The sequence below is a fragment of the Bradyrhizobium jicamae genome (assembly GCF_018130695.1).
GTDB lineage: Bacteria > Pseudomonadota > Alphaproteobacteria > Rhizobiales > Xanthobacteraceae > Bradyrhizobium > Bradyrhizobium jicamae_B.
Genome location: NZ_JAFCJX010000021.1, coordinates 141,715 through 159,836 on the forward strand (window position 1 = coordinate 141,715; position 18,122 = coordinate 159,836).

An 18,122-nucleotide genomic window follows, 5' to 3' on the forward strand; every position below is an offset into this window, starting at 1 on the left:
CTGCGTCGTGGTGAGATATTCCGATCCCCACCTCAAGCGTGGCCCCGTCAACGCCCTGCAGACGCGTTTGCAGGGCTGACCGGAAACCCCTCCAGAATCTCTTCCTGGTCTGCCCTCCGTGGCCGTGCGGCATCGAACGCTTCTGCGTTTCGTACCCGCACTTGATCCCCCGCCGTGCTTCGACACGTGCATCCGACGATGGCTGACGGCCTCGGGGTGTCGTGATGGCCGGCAAGACCAGAGCATGATCGTGACCCTCATCAATGTCCGCAATCTCGGCGTGACGCTGAACGCGCCGCTGTTTTCCCAACTGAATTTTGTCGTCAACGGCGGCGACCGGATCGGCCTCGTGGCCGCCAACGGCCGCGGCAAGTCCACCCTGCTGCGCTGTATCGAGGGGACGATGGAGCCCAACGAGGGTGACATCACCCGAACGCGGGGACTGACCCTCGGCCATGTCGAACAGCACGTTCCATCGAGACTGTTGGATATGCACTTCCATGCTGGTGTGCTCGAGGTGCTTCTCCCGGAGCAACGCGTCAGCGAAGCCTGGCGGGTCGACGTTGTCCTGCAGTCGCTCGAGGTGCCGGAGGAATTGTGGGAGCGGCCCCTCAAGCAGCTGAGCGGTGGCTGGCTGCGATTTGCCTTACTTGCCCGCGTGATGGTGACCGAGCCCGATCTGTTGCTGCTGGATGAACCGACCAACCATCTCGATCTTGCCAAGATCAGCCGGCTCGAAGCCTGGCTGAACGCGCTGCCCCGCGAGATGCCGGTCGTGATCGCGAGCCACGATCGCGCCTTTCTCGATGCGACCACGAACCGGACGCTGTTCCTGCGCCCGGAGCATTCTCCTCTGTTTTCGTCGCCCTATACATTGGCGCGGGCGGCGCTCGATTCATCAGATGCATCAGATGCGCGGCGCTATCAGCGGGACATCAAGACCGCTCGCCAACTGCGCCAGCAGGCGGCGAAGCTCAACAACCTCGGCATCAACTCGGGCAGCGACCTGTTGCTGTCGAAGACCAGGCAATTGAAGCAGCGTGCCGAGCGACTGGAGGAGACGGCAAAGCCCGCACACATCGAACGGTCGGCCGGAACGATCCGGCTCGCCAACCGCGACGCCCACGCCAAGGTCCTGGTCCGGCTGAACAACGCCGGCATCGCCACGCCCGACGGCACATTGCTGTTCAGGATCGGCCAGCAATTCATCTGCGGGGGCGACCGGATCGCGCTGCTCGGCCCCAATGGCGCCGGCAAGACCCGCCTTGTCGGCGCGTTGCGGCGGGCGATCGAGAGCCCGCAGGGGGCAGCCGACGAGATTCGGGCGACGGAATCGCTGGTGCTCGGCTATTGCGACCAGTCACTCGCTGATCTGTCCGACGCGGACACGCCGATGCGCATGCTCACGCATCGCTTCGAGGTCGGCGATCAGCGTGCGCGCAGCCTGCTGGCCGGCGCCGGGCTCTCGATCGAGATGCAGGGCCGTCCGATCGGGCGGCTGTCGGGTGGGCAGAAGGCCCGCCTCGGCATGCTGGTGCTGCGGCTTACGCAGCCGAACTTCTATCTGCTCGACGAGCCGACCAACCATCTCGACATCGAAGGCCAGGAGGCGCTCGAGCAGGAACTGATGGAGCAGCAGACCAGTTGCCTGTTGGTGTCGCACGACCGCCAGTTCGTGCGGACGGTGGCCAACCGGTTCTGGGTGATCGCGGGGAACAAGCTGATCGAGGTCGACAGTCCGGAACAGTTCTTTGCTTCGGTTGGCGCGAACTAGATGTGGCGGCTGCGCCTCGCTCTATTTTTTTATGCGAGCACGTATGTCGTTCTCACGGAAATGCGTTAGGCGTTGCGGATGGCGGACTACGATCTCGCGATCATCGGCGGCGGGTTGAATGGTGTTTGCGTCGCGCGCGATGCTGCGGGTCGTGGCCTGCGCGTGATCCTGCTGGAGCAGGGCGATCTCGGCTCCGGCGCCTCTTCCGCTTCGCCGCGGCTGATCCATGGCGATCTCGCGCGCCTGGAACGGCGGCACTTCCTCCGCGTCCACACCGCGCTCAGGGAACGCGACGTCTGGCTGAGGATTGCGCCGCATCTGGTGCGGCCGATGAGCTTTGCCGTTCCGGCCCATGCCGAGGCGCGGCCGCCATGGCAGTTGCGCTCATGGCTGCTGTTGTACGACCGGCTCGCCTCGCGCTCCGGCCTGCCGGCATCTGCAACCGTCGACGTCACCCATCATCCGATCGGTCACGCGCTGAAGCGGCCGATCGGCACCGCCTTTGAATATTCGGATTGCGTGGTCGACGATTCCCGCCTGGTGGTGCTTCACGCCGTCGACGCCGCCGCGCGCGGGGCCGCGATCCACACCGGAGCCCGCGTAACGCGCGCCGAGCGCGGCGACACCTGGCGGCTGATCGTGATCGATCGCGGCTACCGCAAGGCGATCACGGCGCGGGCGCTGGTCAATGCGACCGGCGCCTGGACCGCGTCCGTCGCCGACACGATCCTGCGCGTGCCGGCGCCACAGCTCGGCACCGCGCAGATCTGCCAGGTCGTAGTGCGCAAGCTGTTCGACAGCGACAATGTCTATGTGTTTCAGAACACCGATGGCCGGCTGATTTTCGCCAGTCCGTACGAGCGCGATTTCACCCTGATCGGCACCATCGGCCACGCCTTCACCGGCGACCCTGCCATCGTCGCGATTGGCACGCGCGATGTCACCTATCTCTGCGAGGCCGCCAACCGCTATTTCCGCGAGCCGATCGGCGGGGCGGACGTGGTGCGGATGGTGACCGGGGCCAATTCCGTCATCTCGCCTAAGGGCCGACGTGAGCGCGACGGCATGATGCGCCTCGACGCCAGGGGTCGCGCCACGCCACTGATCACGATCTTCGGCGGCGACGTCACCACCGCGCGCCGCCGCGCCGAGAAGGCGGTCTCCGAACTGACGCGCTTCTATCCGATGTCGCCGCGCTGGACCGCGACCGCGCCGCTCCCGGGCGGCGAATTCGCCTGGAGCCGCTTCGAGACCGAAGTCGACATCGCGTGCGACCGCTGGCGTTTCCTCAGCGACGAGCAGGCGCGCCGGCTGGTCGGGGCGTACGGCCTCAATGTCAGGGATATCCTGGGCGATGCGAAGCAGAGGAGTGATCTCGGTCCCAGCTTCGGAACCGAATTGACCGGCGCCGAGGTGCGCTATCTCATGCAGAAGGAATGGGCCCGCTTTCCAGACGATGTGCTGTGGCGCCGCTCGAAACTCGGCCTGACCATGCCGCCGGCCGATCGCGAGCGGTTGGCGGTATTCATGGCGACGGAGAGTTGAGGGGGACCGTTGATGCGCCGCGCGATTACGCCAACGATGTTTGTCGCCATCTTCGGCCTGCTGTTCGGAATGCTCCTGCGCTATCTCCTCGACGAATCGGATGAGGCGTCGGCGGCGAATTATGCGCGGAGCGGCTTGCACGGCGTAGCCGTCGCGCTCGCCGGCTGGGCGGTCCATCTTTACTTCACCTCGCGGCGAACCGATTGGATCAGCCGCTGGCCGCTGCTGACGGACCTCGCTGTACGGTCCGCGACCATGGCGATCGTGATCGCAACCGTCGTGCTTGGCCTGCAGCCGCTGCTTTATGGGTACCGTATTGAGAGCGACTGGCTGGTCGATAGATTTCCCAAGATTACTGTAACCGCGTTCGTCGCGACCCTTCTTGTTGGCGGCATCTTCGAACTGACCCGGCTGATCGGCAGCCGGGTGCTGCTCAATGTGGCGCTCGGCCGTTATCGAACGCCGGTGCGCGAAGAGCGCGTGCTGATGTTTCTCGATCTCGTCGGCTCGACCACGCTCGCGGAATCGATGGGGGAGCTGCGCGTGCAGAATCTCCTGACCCGCTTCTTCTTCGACATCGATGCCGCCATCGTCGCCCATGGCGGCGAGGTTCACGCCTATGTCGGCGACGAGGTGATTGTGACCTGGCCGACCAATGCCGGTGGGCGCTGTATCGATTGCTTCTTCGCGATCGCCGATTGCATCGCCGGCAAGGCGGAGTCCTATCGGCAGGAGTTCGGCATGGTCCCGAGCTTCCGCGCCGGCCTGCACGCCGGCCCCGTCGTGATCAGTGAATGCGGCCGCTCGCATCGCCAGCTCGCCTATTTCGGCGACACCGTCAACGTCACCGCACGGCTGCAGGAGCACTGCAAACAGACTGGTCGCGATTTGCTGGCCTCCGGCGACCTGCTCCAACGCATCCGGTTGCAACGGGGATTCGCCGCCGAGCCGCTCGGTCAGGCTCAGTTGCGCGGCCGTGCGGCGGCGATGGAAGTGTTTGCAGTTCAGCGTAAGACCTGAGCCTCTCGTGCCCAGGCCTCGTCGCGCCGCGACGGCCGGCGGTGCAGCCGCTCCGAGATCAGGCCCGCCGCCTTGTGGCCCTGGCCGGCGCGCAGGCTCGCGACGATGAAAGTATCCTCCCACAATTCGCGCTGCGCGTGGCTGCCGCCGATCCGCACCAGGTCAGGCATCAGCGGTTCGAGGATGCGCGCCGCGCTCTCGTGATCGCCGGCCGCGAAGGCGGCGATGCCGCGGCAGAGGCCGATGGCGGACGGGCCCGGTGCGAGTTTGCCATCGGCGTCTCTTGCCTGCATCTCCGATAGCCGTGCTTCGAGTGCGGTGTTGTTCGTGGTGGCCGCGACGAGGGCGTGATGGACGTCGGCAAAATGCGCGCCCGCCTTGGCAAAGAATCCATCGCCATATCTCGCGACGTCCTGCCAGTGCGCGTCTAGCCCGGTCTTGCCCGCGAGCGACAGCCGCCACAGCAGCGAGGCCGTGTCGGTGTAGATGTTGAGCGGCGGGTAGGGCCGGCCTGACGGCTTGATGTGACGCTCGTAGATGTCGAGCGCGCCGTCGGCGTCGTCATCCTCGATGGCGATCAGCGCAAGATGCCAGGCGAGGTGGCCCTGCAGGAAGCTGGTGCGGTCATTGGCCGGCAGCCAGGCCGACAGGAAGCTGCGGCCCTCGGCGCCATTGCCCTGTTCGAACAGCGCGTGGGCGACGGCATGCGCGGCCCCGGCATTCGACGGCTTCAGCGCATAGCCGCGCTCGGTGATGGCGCGGCCGTTGATGAGATCGCCAGCCTCGGTCTTCGCCCAGCCGAGATAGGTCAGGAACCACCAATCGTCGCCATAGTCGTCCGCATAGCGTTCCGAGATGGCAAGCCGTGCGGCGTCGTGGTCAGCACGACCCGAGAAGGCGTAGAGGCCGAACGCGCCGAGCAGCAACGCCAGCACCTGCGCGTCGCGTGGATATTCCTGCAGATGCTGTTCGGCCGCCGTCACGGCCTTTTTGGGCTGGCCTTCGATTGCCGACGCGAAGATCTCGACATGCTGGCGTTCGCGCGGTGTGGCGTTCGCCACGAACTGCCGGGCGGCGGCCACCCTGGCGCGGGCATCCGCGCCTTCCATGTTGAGCTGATGGACGCGGGCGCGGCCGAGATGCGCCAGCGCGAAATCCGGGTCTTCCGCAATTGCGGCGTCGAAGGCGGCGTCGGCGCCGAGCAGGGCCGCCAGCATGCGGTCGACGCCGTCGACGTAAAGCGCGGCGGCGCGGTCCGAGTTGGTTGAAAGCGTCAGGCCGTAGCGGTCCTGCGGCATCGGTTGTTCTCCCGAGTGGGACCTGAACTGTAGCAGAGCCGGGTGACGCCACAATATTGCGGGAGACATGCGTGAGGCGATTGAGCCGCCGGCGATCCGCCGCTAGTTTGCGGCCGGCATCATACCCCACGGGAATCATGGCTGAGGACGCAGAGATCGACGAGCACGGAGCCGCCGCAAGACCGGCGCCGCAGTCCTTCGCCGCCGACATGCCATTGCTCCGCATCGAGGGTGTGGCGAAGACGTTCGGCACCTTCCGCGCCGTCGACACGCTGTCGCTCGACATCCGCGCCGGCGAGTTCTTTGCGCTGCTCGGCCCCAGCGGCTGCGGCAAGACCACGCTGCTGCGCATGCTGGCCGGTTTCGAGACGCCCGACGAGGGCCGCATCCTGCTCGATGGCAAGGACATCGCGCCGGTGCTGCCGCATGAGCGGCCCGTCAACATGATGTTCCAGAACTACGCGCTGTTTCCGCATCTGTCGGTCTACGACAACATCGCCTTCGGCCTGAAGCGCGCCGGCATGGCGCGGGCCGAGATCGCGGCCCGCGTCGCCGAGATGGTCGCGCTGGTGAAGCTCGAAGGCATGGAGAAGCGCAAGCCGGACCAGCTCTCCGGCGGGCAGCGGCAGCGCGTGGCGCTGGCCCGCTCGCTGGCGCGCCGGCCGCAGGTGCTGCTGCTCGACGAGCCGCTGGCCGCGCTCGACAAGAAGCTGCGCGAAAGCACGCAGGCCGAATTGATGGAGCTGCAGCGCCGGCTCGGCACGACCTTCATCATCGTCACCCATGACCAGGAAGAGGCGATGACGATGGCTGGTCGAATCGGCGTGATGGACGCCGGTCGGCTGGTGCAGGTCGAGACGCCGCGTCATCTCTACGAGGCGCCGGCGACGCGCTGGATCGCCGAGTTCGTCGGCGACATCAATCTGTTCGAGGGACGCCTGACCGCGCGCGAGCACAGCCGTCTGACTGTCACAACCGCAGGCGCCGGTGCGTTGATGGTCAGCGAGCTCTGGCCTCCGGTGACCAAGGATGTGGTCAATGTGGCGATCAGGCCCGAGAAGGTGAAGCTGTCGCGCCGTGCGCCCGCGGTAGGCGAGGGCGCCGCGCACACCATCAACCGCCTCGACGGCGTCATCACCGACGTCAACTATCTCGGCGGGCTCACCACCTACAAGGTGAAGCTCGAATCGGGCGCCATGATCCGCGCCTCGGCGGCGAACACCGCGCGGCTCGATGTCGATGCCTATCTGGCGGGCCAGCGCGTGGTGGCGTGGTTCACGCCCGACGATTGCCTGGTGCTGGAGCAATGAGCGCGCGCCGCATCTTCGCCCGCCCGGCACGGTTCGCCGCGATCGCGCCCTATCTGTGGATGGTGCTGTTCTTCCTGGTGCCGTTCGGCTTCGTGCTGAAGATCAGCCTGTCGCAGACCGCGATCGCGCAGCCGCCGTATACGCCGGTGTTCGATCTCGCGGAGGGATGGCAAGCATTCACGGCGGCGCTCTCGCAATTGTCGTTCGAGAATTTCAAGCTTCTGATCTCAGACAATCTCTACATCCTGTCGTATCTGCGCAGCCTTGTCGTCGCCGTCACCTCGACGCTGATCCTGCTCCTGATCGGCTATCCCATCGCCTACGGCATGGCGCGGCTGCCGCAGCGCTGGCAGGGCGTGGCGATGACGTTGGTGATCGTGCCGTTCTGGACCTCGTTCCTGATACGCATCTATGCCTGGATCAACATCCTCCAGCACGACGGGCTGCTCAACAAGATCCTGCTTACGCTGCACATCGTGCCTGCGCCGGTGGTGTGGCTGTCGACCGACAGCGCGATGTATCTCGGCATCGTCTATTCTTATCTGCCGTTCATGATCCTGCCGCTCTACGCGACGCTGGCCAAAATGGACACCTCGCTGCTGGAGGCCGCCAACGATCTCGGCGCCTCGCCGCGCGAAGCATTCTGGCTGGTGACGTTTCCGCTGTCGCTGCCCGGCGTCGGCGCCGGCGCGCTGCTCTGCTTCATCCCTATCGTCGGCGAGTTCGTGATCCCCGATTTGCTGGCCGGCTCGGATTCGCTGATGATCGGGCAGACGCTGTGGCTCGAGTTTTTCACCAACAAGGACTGGCCGGTGGCCTCCGCCGCCGCGGTCGCGCTGCTGGTGCTGTTGGTGCCGCCGCTGTTGCTCTATGACCGCCTGCAGCGGCGCCAGCTGGAAGGCGGGCGCTGATGGCAAGCAGGGTCGTCAGGATCACGCGGTTCAACATGACGTCGCTGGCGCTGGGGCTGGCGTTCCTCTATCTGCCGATTGTCATCCTCGTGATCTATTCCTTCAACGCCTCGCGGCTGGTGACGGTGTGGGGCGGCTGGTCGCTGCGCTGGTATCACGAGTTCTTCAACGATCGCGCCATGCTGGAAGCGGCCTGGATGAGCCTGCGGGTGGCCGCCGTCTCCGCCACGCTCGCCACCTTGCTCGGCACGCTCGCGGCCGTCGGCCTCGCCCGTGGCGAGCGGTTTCGCGGCCGCGCGCTGTTCTCCGGCATGCTGTATTCGCCGCTGGTGATACCGGAGGTGATCTCCGGCCTGTCGCTGCTGCTGCTGTTCGTCGCGCTGAATGCCGAGCGCGGGTTCTGGACGGTGACCATCGCCCACACCACGCTGACCATGTGCTTCGTCACCGTGGTGGTGCAGTCGCGCCTGACCTCGCTCGATCGCAGCCTCGAGGAGGCCGCGATGGATCTCGGCTGCGATCCCGTCCGCGCCTTCCTGCTGGTGACGCTGCCGCTGATCCTGCCCGCGATCGCCGCCGGCTGGATGCTGGCCTTCACGCTGTCGCTCGACGACGTCGTGATCGCGAGCTTCACGACCGGTCCGGGCTCGGCGACGCTGCCGATCCGGATCTATTCGGAAGTGCGCCTCGGCGTGAAGCCCGAGATCAACGCGATCTGCACACTGGTGATCGCGCTGATCGCGGTCGTCATCGTGGTCGCGTCCTTTGCCTCGAAGCTCTCGTCGTCGCAGGGCGAGAGCGCCGCGCCGCTGTAGTGAACTGAGGTGACCATGCCGTTCGCCTATGGAATCCTGACCCATACCCCGCTCTGGGCGTGGTTGCTGCTCGGCTATCTCGTCTGGCAGGGCATCAAGGCGACGCAGCCACGGACGACGACGATCTGGCGCGCGCTGATCGTGCCGGCGGTGTTCATCGTCTGGGGCGTCTCGCGGTTGGGCTTGCGGCAGGACAGCATCTGGCCGCTGATCGCATGGGGCACCGCCGTAGTGGCTCTCGTGCCGGTCGGCATCCTGACGCCGCGACCGTTTGAGCTCGATCACAAGACGGGGCAAATCATGCGGCCCGGCAGCTTGTTTCCGTTGGTCCGCAATCTCGTCGTGTTCGGCCTGCAGTATGCTGTCGCTGTGATCTCGGCCATCGATGTCCACGATCGCCTCCTGGCCGCGATCGTCGGCCGCACCATCGCGGGCGCGACGTCGGGCTATTTCATCGGCTCGGCGATCGCGCTGCTGCTGGCCTATCAGCGCAAGCGACAACACGATGCGGGTGCCTGACCGGCGTTACGGTCGCTTCCGTCGCTTCGCTATCCCTGCGCTTGTGGGCCGTGGGCGCGCCGTTGCTGCCGCCTTGTGTCCCGCGAGGCCCCGGACGCCGTCCTGAAGCGCACCGCCGAGCTGTCGCAGCGCCAGGCTGTTGAGCGGGAATTCCAGCAGGATGTGGGTGAGGCTCAGCGCGAGCAGGAAGGTGAAGCCGAACGCGTAGTCGTAGAAATAGAGCGCCGTCGACGCCGCGCTCGCGGCGATCATCAGCGCCAGCCGCGTCCGTGAGATGTCGGTCCAGCGGATGACGTCGGCTTTGATGAACCAGTTCAGGTAGTGATAGGTGTAGACGAAGGCGAGCAGGCTGGTCAGCCGCGTGTCGAGCTTGAGACCGGGAATGCCGAACAGCCGGCTCAGCGCTGGGCCGACATTGCCGAAATAGTCCTTGGCCGCCTGGGCGAAGGCCGCGATCCGCACCTCGGCCGTCGGCGGCGCCAGTAGGATCACCGCGACTGCGACAAGATAGACGATCACCAGCGCCACCTGCGCCGGGCTGCCGGAGCGGGTGGCGCCGAGCGCCATGAACACCAGCGTGAACAGCGAGACGTGGATCAGCGTCGGGATCAGGATGCCAATGACGGCGAATGGCGCGTCGCTCGCATACATCACGCCGGCAAGGCCGATCGCGACGATGAACAGCAGCGTGCCCTCAGCCGCGGATTTGGTCGCCGCCAGCATCGCGCAGCCGATCAGCGCCGCCCACATCGCAAAGCCGAACCAGGACGCGTTGTCGATCAGGGCTGCGGCAATCGCGAGAGCGACCAGCGCGACGGCGATGCCGCGATGGGGCAGGAAATAGCTGCGGTCATGCAGCCAGGAGATCTCGGTGAAGTAATGGGCCGGGCCGAGCACGACATAGGCGAGCAGCAGCAGCTCGAACGGCACCAGATAGGCCGCAGCGAGCGCGAGCAGCATCAGCCCCAGATGGATGGCGTCGGTGGTTCGCAACGCCCCAACTCCCCAGCATTCCCCGGACGATCCGGCGCGCCGCGCGGCGGGTCGTTACGACTTGACCGCGCCCGCCGTCAGCCCGCCGACCATGTAGCGCTTGAAGGCGTAGTAGACCGCGGCCGGCGGCAGTGCGTAGATGAAGCCGGTGGTCATCAGCAATTCCCACGGCGAGTCGTCGGCGGCGAGGAAGTTGCCGAGCGCGACGGGGAGCGTGATGTCGGTGTCCTTGGAGAGCAGCAGGAACGCGTAGAGATATTCGTTCCAGGCGAGCAGCACCGCATAGGTGCCGATCGCGACCAGCGACGGCATCATCAGGGGCACATAGACCAGGCGGAACAGCTGCAGCGTCGTCGCGCCGTCCATGGTCGCGGCCTCGTCGAGCTCGACCGGCAGCTTGTCGGAGGCCTGCTTGAGCACCCAGATCGCGTAGGGGCTCGCGATCGTCACCATCGCGAGAATCAGCGACCAGTGATTGTTGAGCAGGCCGTAATTGCCCATGGTGCGGTACATCGGCACGGCGAGAAACGCCGCCGGGATGAAGTAGGTGAACAGTGCCAGATTCATCACCCAGCGGCCGCCGGGCACCTTGAGCCGCGAGATCGAGAACGCGGCCGCGGTCGCCACGAACAGCGTCAGCGCGCCCGCGGCGAGCGCGATCACGGTCGAATTCCAGAACTGAATCCAGAAGTCGCGCAGGAAATAGTGCTGCTGGTAGAACACGATCTCGAAGTTCTTGAACGTCGGATGCGCCGGCCACAGCTTGCCCGAGAACGCGTCCTCCTTCGGCGAGATCGCGAACAGGAACATGTGATAGATCGGCACCATGGTCCAGATGAAGACCGGGATGCCGATCAGGAGCAGCTTGGCTTCCGTGCCAACTTCGCGGAGGGAGGGAAGCTTCATCGCGACAACCGTTTCATCATGAAGTAGACCAGCGGCAGCACCAGCGGCATCGCCACGACGATGGAAGCCATCGCGAGCGAGAGCTGGTCGAGCCGGAGATAGCGGATACCGAGCGTCGACAGCACATGCGTCAGGTCGGCCGGCCCGCCGCCCGTCAAGAGATAGACGCTGTTGAAGTCGCCGAGCGTCCAGATCATCGAGAGCAAGGTGCAGGTGACATAGAGCGTCTGCATCGACGGCCAGGTGATGAAGCGGAACTTCTGCCACCAATTGGCGCCGTCGACCTCGGAAGCCTCGTAGAGGTCGTGCGAGATCGCGAGCCGTCCGGTCAAAAGGATCAGCGTCCAGAACGGCAGCGACTTCCAGATGTGCACGCCGATCGCCATCGCGAGCGCGACCGCGGGATCGTTCAGCCAGTTCGGGCCGTCATCGCCGGTGAACTTGAAGATCAGCTGGTTGACCACGCCCCATTCGGGATTGAGCATGAAGCGCACCGAGAGGATGGTCGGGATCGACGGCACCGCCCAGGGCAGGATGAAGATCACCGACAGCCATTTGATCCACGGACGCTGTTGCGCGAAGAAGCCGGACAGGAACAGCGCGATCAGCATCTTGACGTTGATGCCGACGACCAGGAAGATCAGCGTGTTGACCGCGGCGCGCGTGAAGATCGGGTCGTTGTACAGCGCGACATAGCTCGCGGGATTGCGCGCCAGCCACAGGCCATAGCCAACCGGATAGACCACGAAGGCAAGGAAGACGAGCAGATAGGGCGCCAGCAGCGCGATGCCCCAGACCTGCTGCGTCGTCAGGCGCGAGGACAGAGGCGGGCCAGGGATTGAGTCGGAGCCAGAGATCGTGATCGCCATATCGCATACTCACCGAAAGCAACCGGCCGCGGCAATCCGCGGCCGGCGTTAGCATATACCTATATCAGGCCGGGTTTAACCCGCGACCTCCTTGATGCGGGCGATCAGCTCGTCGACCGCCTTGTCAACCGGCACCTTCTCGCTGACCACGCGGTTCATCGCCTTGGCCCAGACGTTCTCGTTGTTCAGGATGGTGAACTTCCAGTTCTTGGTGAAGTCGAACGCCGAGGTGCCGCCCTTGAACTGGGTGTAGACCGCCTTGCGATGCCGGTCGGCCTGCCAGAAGGGGCTCTCCTGGCTCGCCTTGGTCACCGGGAACCAGCGGCCGAGCGCGCCCTCGATGTAGGGCCGCACATTGTCTTCCTCGAGCAGGAAGCTGATGAACTGCTTGGCCTCGGCCTTGTTCTTGGCCGCGGTGAAGACCAATCCGGTCTTGACGTCGGAGCGGTACTGGATGGTCGAACCGTCCGGCGCCTTCGGGAAGGACGCGGTGATGATGTCCTCGCCATAGGCCTTCTTGCCGGCCTCACGCTGCTCGGGCGTCAACGCCTGGTTCTGCGAGTCCTCGTACCACTTCGCCGCGATCGAGATCGTGAAGTTGTGGGTCATCACGATGGTCTTGTTGTGGAAGGCAACGTTGTTGTCCGGGTCCTTCCAGGTCGTGGACGAGGGCGGGGTGCAGCCCTTGATGTAGGTGTCGGTATAGTCCTTCATCGCCTTGATCAGGCCGTCGCGGACCTTGGGGTCGTCGACCAAGAGCTTGCCGTCATTGTCGACCAGCTTGACGTGATAGGCGTCCATGAAGGTGTAGAACGACTGGAAGGCGTCGGTGGATTCCACGCCCATCGGCTGGCCGACGGCATAGATGCGCTGCCCGGTGGCCTTGCGGATCGCCGGCTGCACCTTGTCGCACCAGAACGACCAGTAGCCCGTCCAGTCGTTCGGGATGTCTTCCGGCTTGTAGCCGGCCTTCTCCAGCATGTCCTTCCAGATCTGGACGTGCATGCTCTGCTGCTTCAGCGGGAAGCCGTAATAGGATTTCTTCTTGGCGACGTTGTTGTAGAGGATCGACGCATCCAGCGTGTTCTGCACGAACCGATCCTTGATCGGCTCCATGATATCTGTGAGGTCCTCGAGCTTGCCTTCGTAAGCCCACTTGCCCTGCACCTGCACGTCATACGTATCGGAGTAGGCGACGTCGGGCACGGTGCCGGAATCGAGCGCGGCCACCGTCTTCGGAATCATGTCCTGGATCGCGTATTGCGACAATTCGACCTTGATGCCGGTCTTGGCTTCGAACTTCTTGATGGTCTCGATCAGCGCGTCGTCTTCGGAGCGATAGAAGCCCTTGCCCCACCAGACCGTAATTGTCTTGCTCTGGGCAAATGCGGGTGCAGTGGCCGCAAACAGGCCGACCGCAGCGACCGCGAGTGATACTGCGCCAATTACCTTGGATCTCACGTTGTTCTCCCTCAAATCGCCGGATTGTTAACCGGTTGGAGAAACCCTAGCCCATGCCTGCGGGGCGATCTAGCGGCATGTTGTCAGACATAGGTCGAGGGTGAGGATGGCTCGCGAAGCCGCTGCGATGGCGCATCGATCCACACTTCGCATCAATCAATCCACACTTCGCATCGATGGTTATAATCATTTGGCACGGCGCTCACGCGTCGCGCAGTCCGTTGCTAGATGCGTCGCGCGTCCAATCAATTCGATTTCGAAGTTTCAGCCGCGGATGGCGCGCTCGTCGGCGCAGGCGCCGCAGCATCCGGCGCGGCCGGCCGCACGCCGGTGAGACGTTCGATCACCGACTTCACGGCATCGCGGGTCTTGCGATCCTTCACCGCATCGAGCAGCGGCGCGGCCGCGGGCGCGCGGCGGATCAGGCTTTCCGGATCGGGAAAGATCAGGGGATCGTCCCACGGCCCCTGCACCACGAAGGGCAGGTCGAAATCCTTGCCGCCGCTCGCCGAGCCGGTCAGGCTCGCGACGCCCTTCATGTCGTATTCGCGCGACGGCACCGAAGCCGTGCCGGTCAGCGTGATCTTCGCCGCCGGTCCCTCGACGCGGATGTCCTCGGCGGTGGCGACGCCGTCGGAGAACTTCACCGAGAGATTGAGATTGTCGTAGGGCGTCGAGCCGGAGCGGAAATTGCCGCCGCCCGACAGCGGCCGCTTCTCCAGCCGCTTCAGCAACTGCTCGACGTTGAAGCCCGCGATCGCGCCGTCATGCCCGGTCAGGGTCGCGGTGCCGTCGAGCGATTGTGCGAGCCCGAACGGGCTCGAGCCCGAGGCCATCAGCGAGACGTTGAGATTGCCGCGGCCCGACAGCTTGGTGATGCCGAACAATTCGCCGGCGCAGGCCTGCAGGTCGACATCGATGAACTGGAATTGCGCCTTGATGTCGGCGACCGCGTCCGAGCGCGCGACCCCGAACGAGCCCTTGGCGATGCCGCCATAGACCTGGGCCTCGCCGATCGACAGCGCCAGCGCGCCGCCGCGCAAATTGGCGCCGAACGCGGTGCGGCCGAGCTTGGTCGGGCCGATCGTCACCCGCGCCGCCGACAGGCGCATGTCGAGATCGGTGGTCGACAGCGACGACAGATCGAACAGCTGCCTGTTCCAGTCGCGCTGGCCGCTGGCCAGCAGGCGGAAGGTCGAGATGTAGGGCGTGAAGTCGAGATTGCCGGCGGCCAGCGTCGCCTGCAGCGTCTGCCGTCCGTTGTTGGCATAGGTCATGACGCCCTCGGCGACATTGCCGTCGAGCTCGACATTGACATTGGTCAGCGCCACCGAGCCGCCGACCACGTTGGCGCGCGCCTTCAGGGCGAAGCGGCCGAACCCGCCGCTGCCGGGCGGCGCCTGGCCCATCCAGCGCAGCGCGTTGCGCAGCGAGGGGCTGTCGATGGTGGAGACACCCTCCATCATCAGGCTGGTGCGATTGGCGACCGTGCCGTCGAAGGCGACCTTGAGCGGCGCGCTGACGAGCCGCGCCTTCAGGCCGGAGCGTTCGCCGGACAGCAGCGCGAGGAAATCGCCGGCGGAGACCGAGCCGTCGATGCGCTCGCCGCGCCAGTCGAACTGGCCGGTGGCGGCAAAGGAGCGCGAGATCGAGGGCCAGGCGAGCGACAGATCGATATCGCCGAGTTTCTCCGAGACATGGTTCGTCTCGTCCTCGTAATTGAGCTCGCCGTCCTGGATGCGGATTTCGGAGAACGACACCTGGTTCTCGGCGCCGGGCTTCATCGCCTTGGCGATGGTCTCGACGAACGGCGTCCAGTTGCTCTCGCCATTGCCGTCGCGCACCACCTGGATATGCGGACGCAGCATCATGACGTCGGCGATCTCGAACCGCCGCAGCAGCAGCGGCAGCAGCCGCAGATTTGCGGTCAGCACGTCGACCTGCAGCGCGGGGTCGATGGTCGCAGCGCCCTTCAAGCCGACGTTGTGGAAGGAAACGTAGCTGCCCGGAAAGACCGAGACGTCGATATGGCCGTTGACGACCAGCTCGAGCCCGGTGACGGCGCGGATCTGCGCCTCGACCGCGCGCTGCAGCGCGTCCCGGTTGAGGAACCAGGACGTGCCGATCAGGCCGATCAGCGCCAGGCCGAGCAAAGCCGCAATCGGCATCCCCAGGCGCTTCATTCCTTGGGCCATCGTCAGTGACATATCCAGGTCGGATGAAAAGCTGTCAGGTTGAGGTTTGTCGGGTCGTTGAACACGGCGGGCCGCGTTTCGCAGGCCCCCGCCAACCCACGCAACTTGAAGGCTTTTCTTGTCGCTTTCAAGGCCGTCCTGGCGTCGCAGGCAGGCCCGTCCAGGCCTGTCCAGCCGCCCGGGACCCGTCATTGACGCACTGCGAAGATTTCGCCTAATAATCCGCTGATCACCGCCGCTCGCGCCCCGCAAGGTATTTGTCGCATGAACAAGGTCTATCCCGACGCCAAGTCGGCCCTCGACGGTCTCCTCAAGGACAACATCATGATCATGTCGGGCGGCTTCGGCCTCTGCGGCATTGCGGAAGCCCTGTCGGATGCGATCCGCGACAGCGGCGTGAAGGGCCTGACGGTGGTCTCCAACAATGCCGGCGTCGACGGTATCGGCTTGAGCCGGCTGCTGGAAACCCGGCAGATCAAGAAGATGATCTCGTCCTATGTCGGCGAGAACAAGCTGTTCGCCCAGCAATATCTGGCCGGCGAGCTCGAGCTCGAATTCAACCCGCAGGGCACATTGGCCGAGCGCATCCGCGCCGGCGGCGCCGGAATTCCGGCCTTCTACACAAAAACGGGGGTCGGCACGCTGATCGCCGAAGGCAAGGAAGTGAAGGAATTCGACGGCCATAAGTACATCATGGAACGCGGCCTGTTCGCCGACCTCGCGATCGTCCACGCCTGGAAGGGCGATACCGCCGGCAACCTGGTCTACCGCAAGACCGCCCGCAATTTTAACCCGATGATGGCGACCGCCGCCAAGGTCACCGTCGCAGAGGTCGAGCACCTGGTGCCGGCCGGCGAGATCGATCCCGACCACATTCACACGCCCGGCCTGTTCGTGAAGCGCATCATCGAGGTCGGAACGGCCAACAAGCGGATCGAATTCCGCAACACCCGTCCGCGGCCCGCCGCTTAACCCGCAATTCGTCAGGAGAACGTTATGGCCTGGACCCGTGAACAGATGGCCGCGCGCGCCGCCAAGGAGTTGCGCGACGGCTTTTACGTCAATCTCGGCATCGGTATCCCGACGCTGGTGTCGAACTACATTCCCGATGGCGTCGACGTCAGCCTGCAGAGCGAGAACGGCATGCTCGGCATGGGCCCGTTCCCCTATGAGGACGAGGTCGATGCCGATCTGATCAATGCCGGCAAGCAGACGGTCAGCGAGCTGCCGTCGACCAGCTATTTCTCCTCGGCGGATTCCTTCGGCATGATCCGCGGCGGCCACATGGACCTGTCGATCCTCGGCGCCATGCAGGTGGCCCAGAACGGCGATCTCGCCAACTGGATGATCCCCGGCAAGATGGTGAAGGGCATGGGCGGCGCGATGGATCTCGTCGCCGGCGTCAAGCGTGTCGTCGTGGTGATGGAGCATTCCGCCAAGGACGGCCCGAAGCTCCTGAAGAAGTGCAATCTGCCGCTGACCGGCGAGCGGGTGGTCGACATGGTCGTGACCGACCTTGCGGTGTTCACCATCGACAAGCATGGCGACGGCGGCATGGCGCTGATCGAGCTCGCCGACGGCGTGACGCTCGACGAGGTGAAGTCCAAGACCGAGGCCGAGTTCCGCGTCGCGCTGAAGAACACCTGAGATGGCCCCGGGACGGAGTTCGATCCGTCCCGCACGCCCTGACGACGCCGGCTTCATCGCCCGCATCATCGTCGCCGCACAGCGCGGCCCAATGCCGCGCGGCTGGTTCGATATCGCGCTCGACCGCGATGAGGCCGCCTGTCTTGCCTTCATCGCGCGCCTCGCGGTCGCCCGCACGCGATCCTGGTATCATGTCGCGCACTTCCTGGTCGCCGAGGCTGATGGCTGGCCGGCCGCGGCGCTGTGCGCGATGCCGGCCGCGGGAACGCTGGTGTCAGCGCGCGCGGCGATCGCCGAGATTGCCGCGGAGAGCGGGATCGATGCCGCTGCGATCGGCCAGCGCGGCGCCTACGCCAGGGATTGCTGGGTGCAGGGCGGCGACGGCGAATGGCTGATCGAGCATGTCGCATCAAATCCGGCCTATCGCGGTCGTGGACTGGCGCAGGCGCTGATCGCCCGCGCGCTCACCGATGGAAAGGCGGCCGGCTATGCGCAGGCCTCGATCTCGTTCCTGATCGGCAACCAGGCCGCCGAGCGCTGCTATGCCATGGCGGGATTTGCGTTCGCCGAGGAGAAACGCGATGCGGCGTTCGAGGCGCTGACGGGTTCGCCGGGGTTTCGGAGATTTGTGCGCGCGATGTGAGGCGTTCGTCGCGCCCCATTCCGTATTTTGGCCGTACCCACAACCGTCATCCTGGCGAAAGCCAGGATCCATTACCACCGAGCTTTGTTGTGAAAGGGATCGTGGCCCCAGCGTCGCGAAACAATCAGCATTTGGGGTCATGGGTCCCCTGAGTTCACAAACGAAGTGCAACACTTCCGACTGGAGGTGTTGCCATGGGGCGGACTTACAAGCAGC

The 18,122-nt window shown here is 65.1% G+C and carries 16 protein-coding genes; 10 read left to right on the forward strand and 6 right to left on the reverse strand.

Annotated elements, in window-relative coordinates; genetic code table 11:
• Positions 1-244: 244 nt before the first annotated feature.
• From JQ604_RS28055 to JQ604_RS28065, 3 genes are all read left to right on the forward strand, one after another.
• Positions 245-1,774, forward strand: coding sequence for an ABC-F family ATP-binding cassette domain-containing protein (locus JQ604_RS28055; protein ID WP_212363915.1), 1,530 nt, complete (start codon positions 245-247; stop codon positions 1,772-1,774).
• Between the two features lie 78 nt (positions 1,775-1,852).
• A complete protein-coding gene (locus tag JQ604_RS28060; protein WP_212363916.1) occupies positions 1,853-3,319 on the forward strand; it encodes a glycerol-3-phosphate dehydrogenase in 1,467 nt (488 codons plus the stop codon).
• A 36-nt stretch (positions 3,320-3,355) separates the two neighbouring features.
• Positions 3,356-4,339: an adenylate/guanylate cyclase domain-containing protein gene (locus JQ604_RS28065; RefSeq protein ID WP_249158736.1), complete on the forward strand. Its 984-nt coding sequence runs from the start codon at positions 3,356-3,358 to the stop codon at positions 4,337-4,339.
• Here JQ604_RS28065 and JQ604_RS28070 read toward each other — a convergent pair.
• Positions 4,324-5,556, reverse strand: a complete 1,233-nt coding sequence (locus tag JQ604_RS28070; RefSeq protein WP_212363935.1) for a tetratricopeptide repeat protein — start codon at positions 5,554-5,556, stop codon at positions 4,324-4,326. The genes JQ604_RS28065 and JQ604_RS28070 overlap by 16 nt on opposite strands.
• A gap of 218 nt (positions 5,557-5,774) precedes the next feature.
• On the opposite strand from JQ604_RS28070, the gene JQ604_RS28075 reads away from it, so the two are divergent.
• Genes JQ604_RS28075 through JQ604_RS28090 form a run of 4 tightly spaced genes read left to right on the forward strand, consistent with a single transcriptional unit; the run spans position 5,775 to position 9,192 of the window.
• Positions 5,775-6,947, forward strand: a complete 1,173-nt coding sequence (locus tag JQ604_RS28075; protein ID WP_212363918.1) for an ABC transporter ATP-binding protein — start codon at positions 5,775-5,777, stop codon at positions 6,945-6,947.
• Complete coding sequence (locus JQ604_RS28080; RefSeq protein ID WP_212363919.1) at positions 6,944-7,858, forward strand: ABC transporter permease; 915 nt, start codon at positions 6,944-6,946, stop codon at positions 7,856-7,858. Before JQ604_RS28075 ends, JQ604_RS28080 begins: the two co-directional genes overlap by 4 nt.
• A complete protein-coding gene (locus JQ604_RS28085; protein WP_212363920.1) occupies positions 7,858-8,673 on the forward strand; it encodes an ABC transporter permease in 816 nt (271 codons plus the stop codon). Before JQ604_RS28080 ends, JQ604_RS28085 begins: the two co-directional genes overlap by 1 nt.
• A 15-nt stretch (positions 8,674-8,688) precedes the next feature.
• Positions 8,689-9,192 (forward strand): DUF6622 family protein, encoded by a 504-nt coding sequence (locus JQ604_RS28090; RefSeq protein WP_212363921.1) that lies wholly within the window; start codon positions 8,689-8,691, stop codon positions 9,190-9,192.
• Between the two features lie 6 nt (positions 9,193-9,198).
• Here the strand turns inward: JQ604_RS28090 and JQ604_RS28095 are convergent, their stop codons facing one another.
• The 5 genes from JQ604_RS28095 to JQ604_RS28115 form a co-directional block, all read right to left on the reverse strand.
• Positions 9,199-10,185, reverse strand: a complete 987-nt coding sequence (locus JQ604_RS28095; RefSeq protein ID WP_212363922.1) for a hypothetical protein — start codon at positions 10,183-10,185, stop codon at positions 9,199-9,201.
• A 54-nt stretch (positions 10,186-10,239) separates the two neighbouring features.
• Positions 10,240-11,091: a carbohydrate ABC transporter permease gene (locus tag JQ604_RS28100; protein ID WP_212363923.1), complete on the reverse strand. Its 852-nt coding sequence runs from the start codon at positions 11,089-11,091 to the stop codon at positions 10,240-10,242.
• Positions 11,088-11,960: a carbohydrate ABC transporter permease gene (locus JQ604_RS28105; RefSeq protein WP_212363924.1), complete on the reverse strand. Its 873-nt coding sequence runs from the start codon at positions 11,958-11,960 to the stop codon at positions 11,088-11,090. Before JQ604_RS28105 ends, JQ604_RS28100 begins: the two co-directional genes overlap by 4 nt.
• Before the next feature lie 75 nt (positions 11,961-12,035).
• Positions 12,036-13,421 carry an ABC transporter substrate-binding protein gene (locus JQ604_RS28110; RefSeq protein ID WP_212363925.1) on the reverse strand — a complete coding sequence of 462 codons (1,386 nt, stop codon included), beginning with the start codon at positions 13,419-13,421 and terminating at the stop codon, positions 12,036-12,038.
• 245 nt (positions 13,422-13,666) lie between these two features.
• On the reverse strand, positions 13,667-15,616 hold the full coding sequence (locus JQ604_RS28115; RefSeq protein ID WP_212363926.1) for an AsmA family protein: 1,950 nt from the start codon (positions 15,614-15,616) through the stop codon (positions 13,667-13,669).
• Between the two features lie 264 nt (positions 15,617-15,880).
• On the opposite strand from JQ604_RS28115, the gene JQ604_RS28120 reads away from it, so the two are divergent.
• From JQ604_RS28120 to JQ604_RS28130, 3 genes are read left to right on the forward strand one after another with little or no spacing between them, the layout of a single operon-like run.
• Positions 15,881-16,588, forward strand: coding sequence for a CoA transferase subunit A (locus tag JQ604_RS28120; protein WP_212363927.1), 708 nt, complete (start codon positions 15,881-15,883; stop codon positions 16,586-16,588).
• 24 nt (positions 16,589-16,612) lie between these two features.
• Positions 16,613-17,263 carry a 3-oxoacid CoA-transferase subunit B gene (locus tag JQ604_RS28125; RefSeq protein WP_212363928.1) on the forward strand — a complete coding sequence of 217 codons (651 nt, stop codon included), beginning with the start codon at positions 16,613-16,615 and terminating at the stop codon, positions 17,261-17,263.
• A gap of 1 nt (position 17,264) precedes the next feature.
• Positions 17,265-17,906, forward strand: coding sequence for a GNAT family N-acetyltransferase (locus tag JQ604_RS28130; RefSeq protein WP_212363929.1), 642 nt, complete (start codon positions 17,265-17,267; stop codon positions 17,904-17,906).
• The last annotated feature ends 216 nt before the right edge of the window (positions 17,907-18,122 follow it).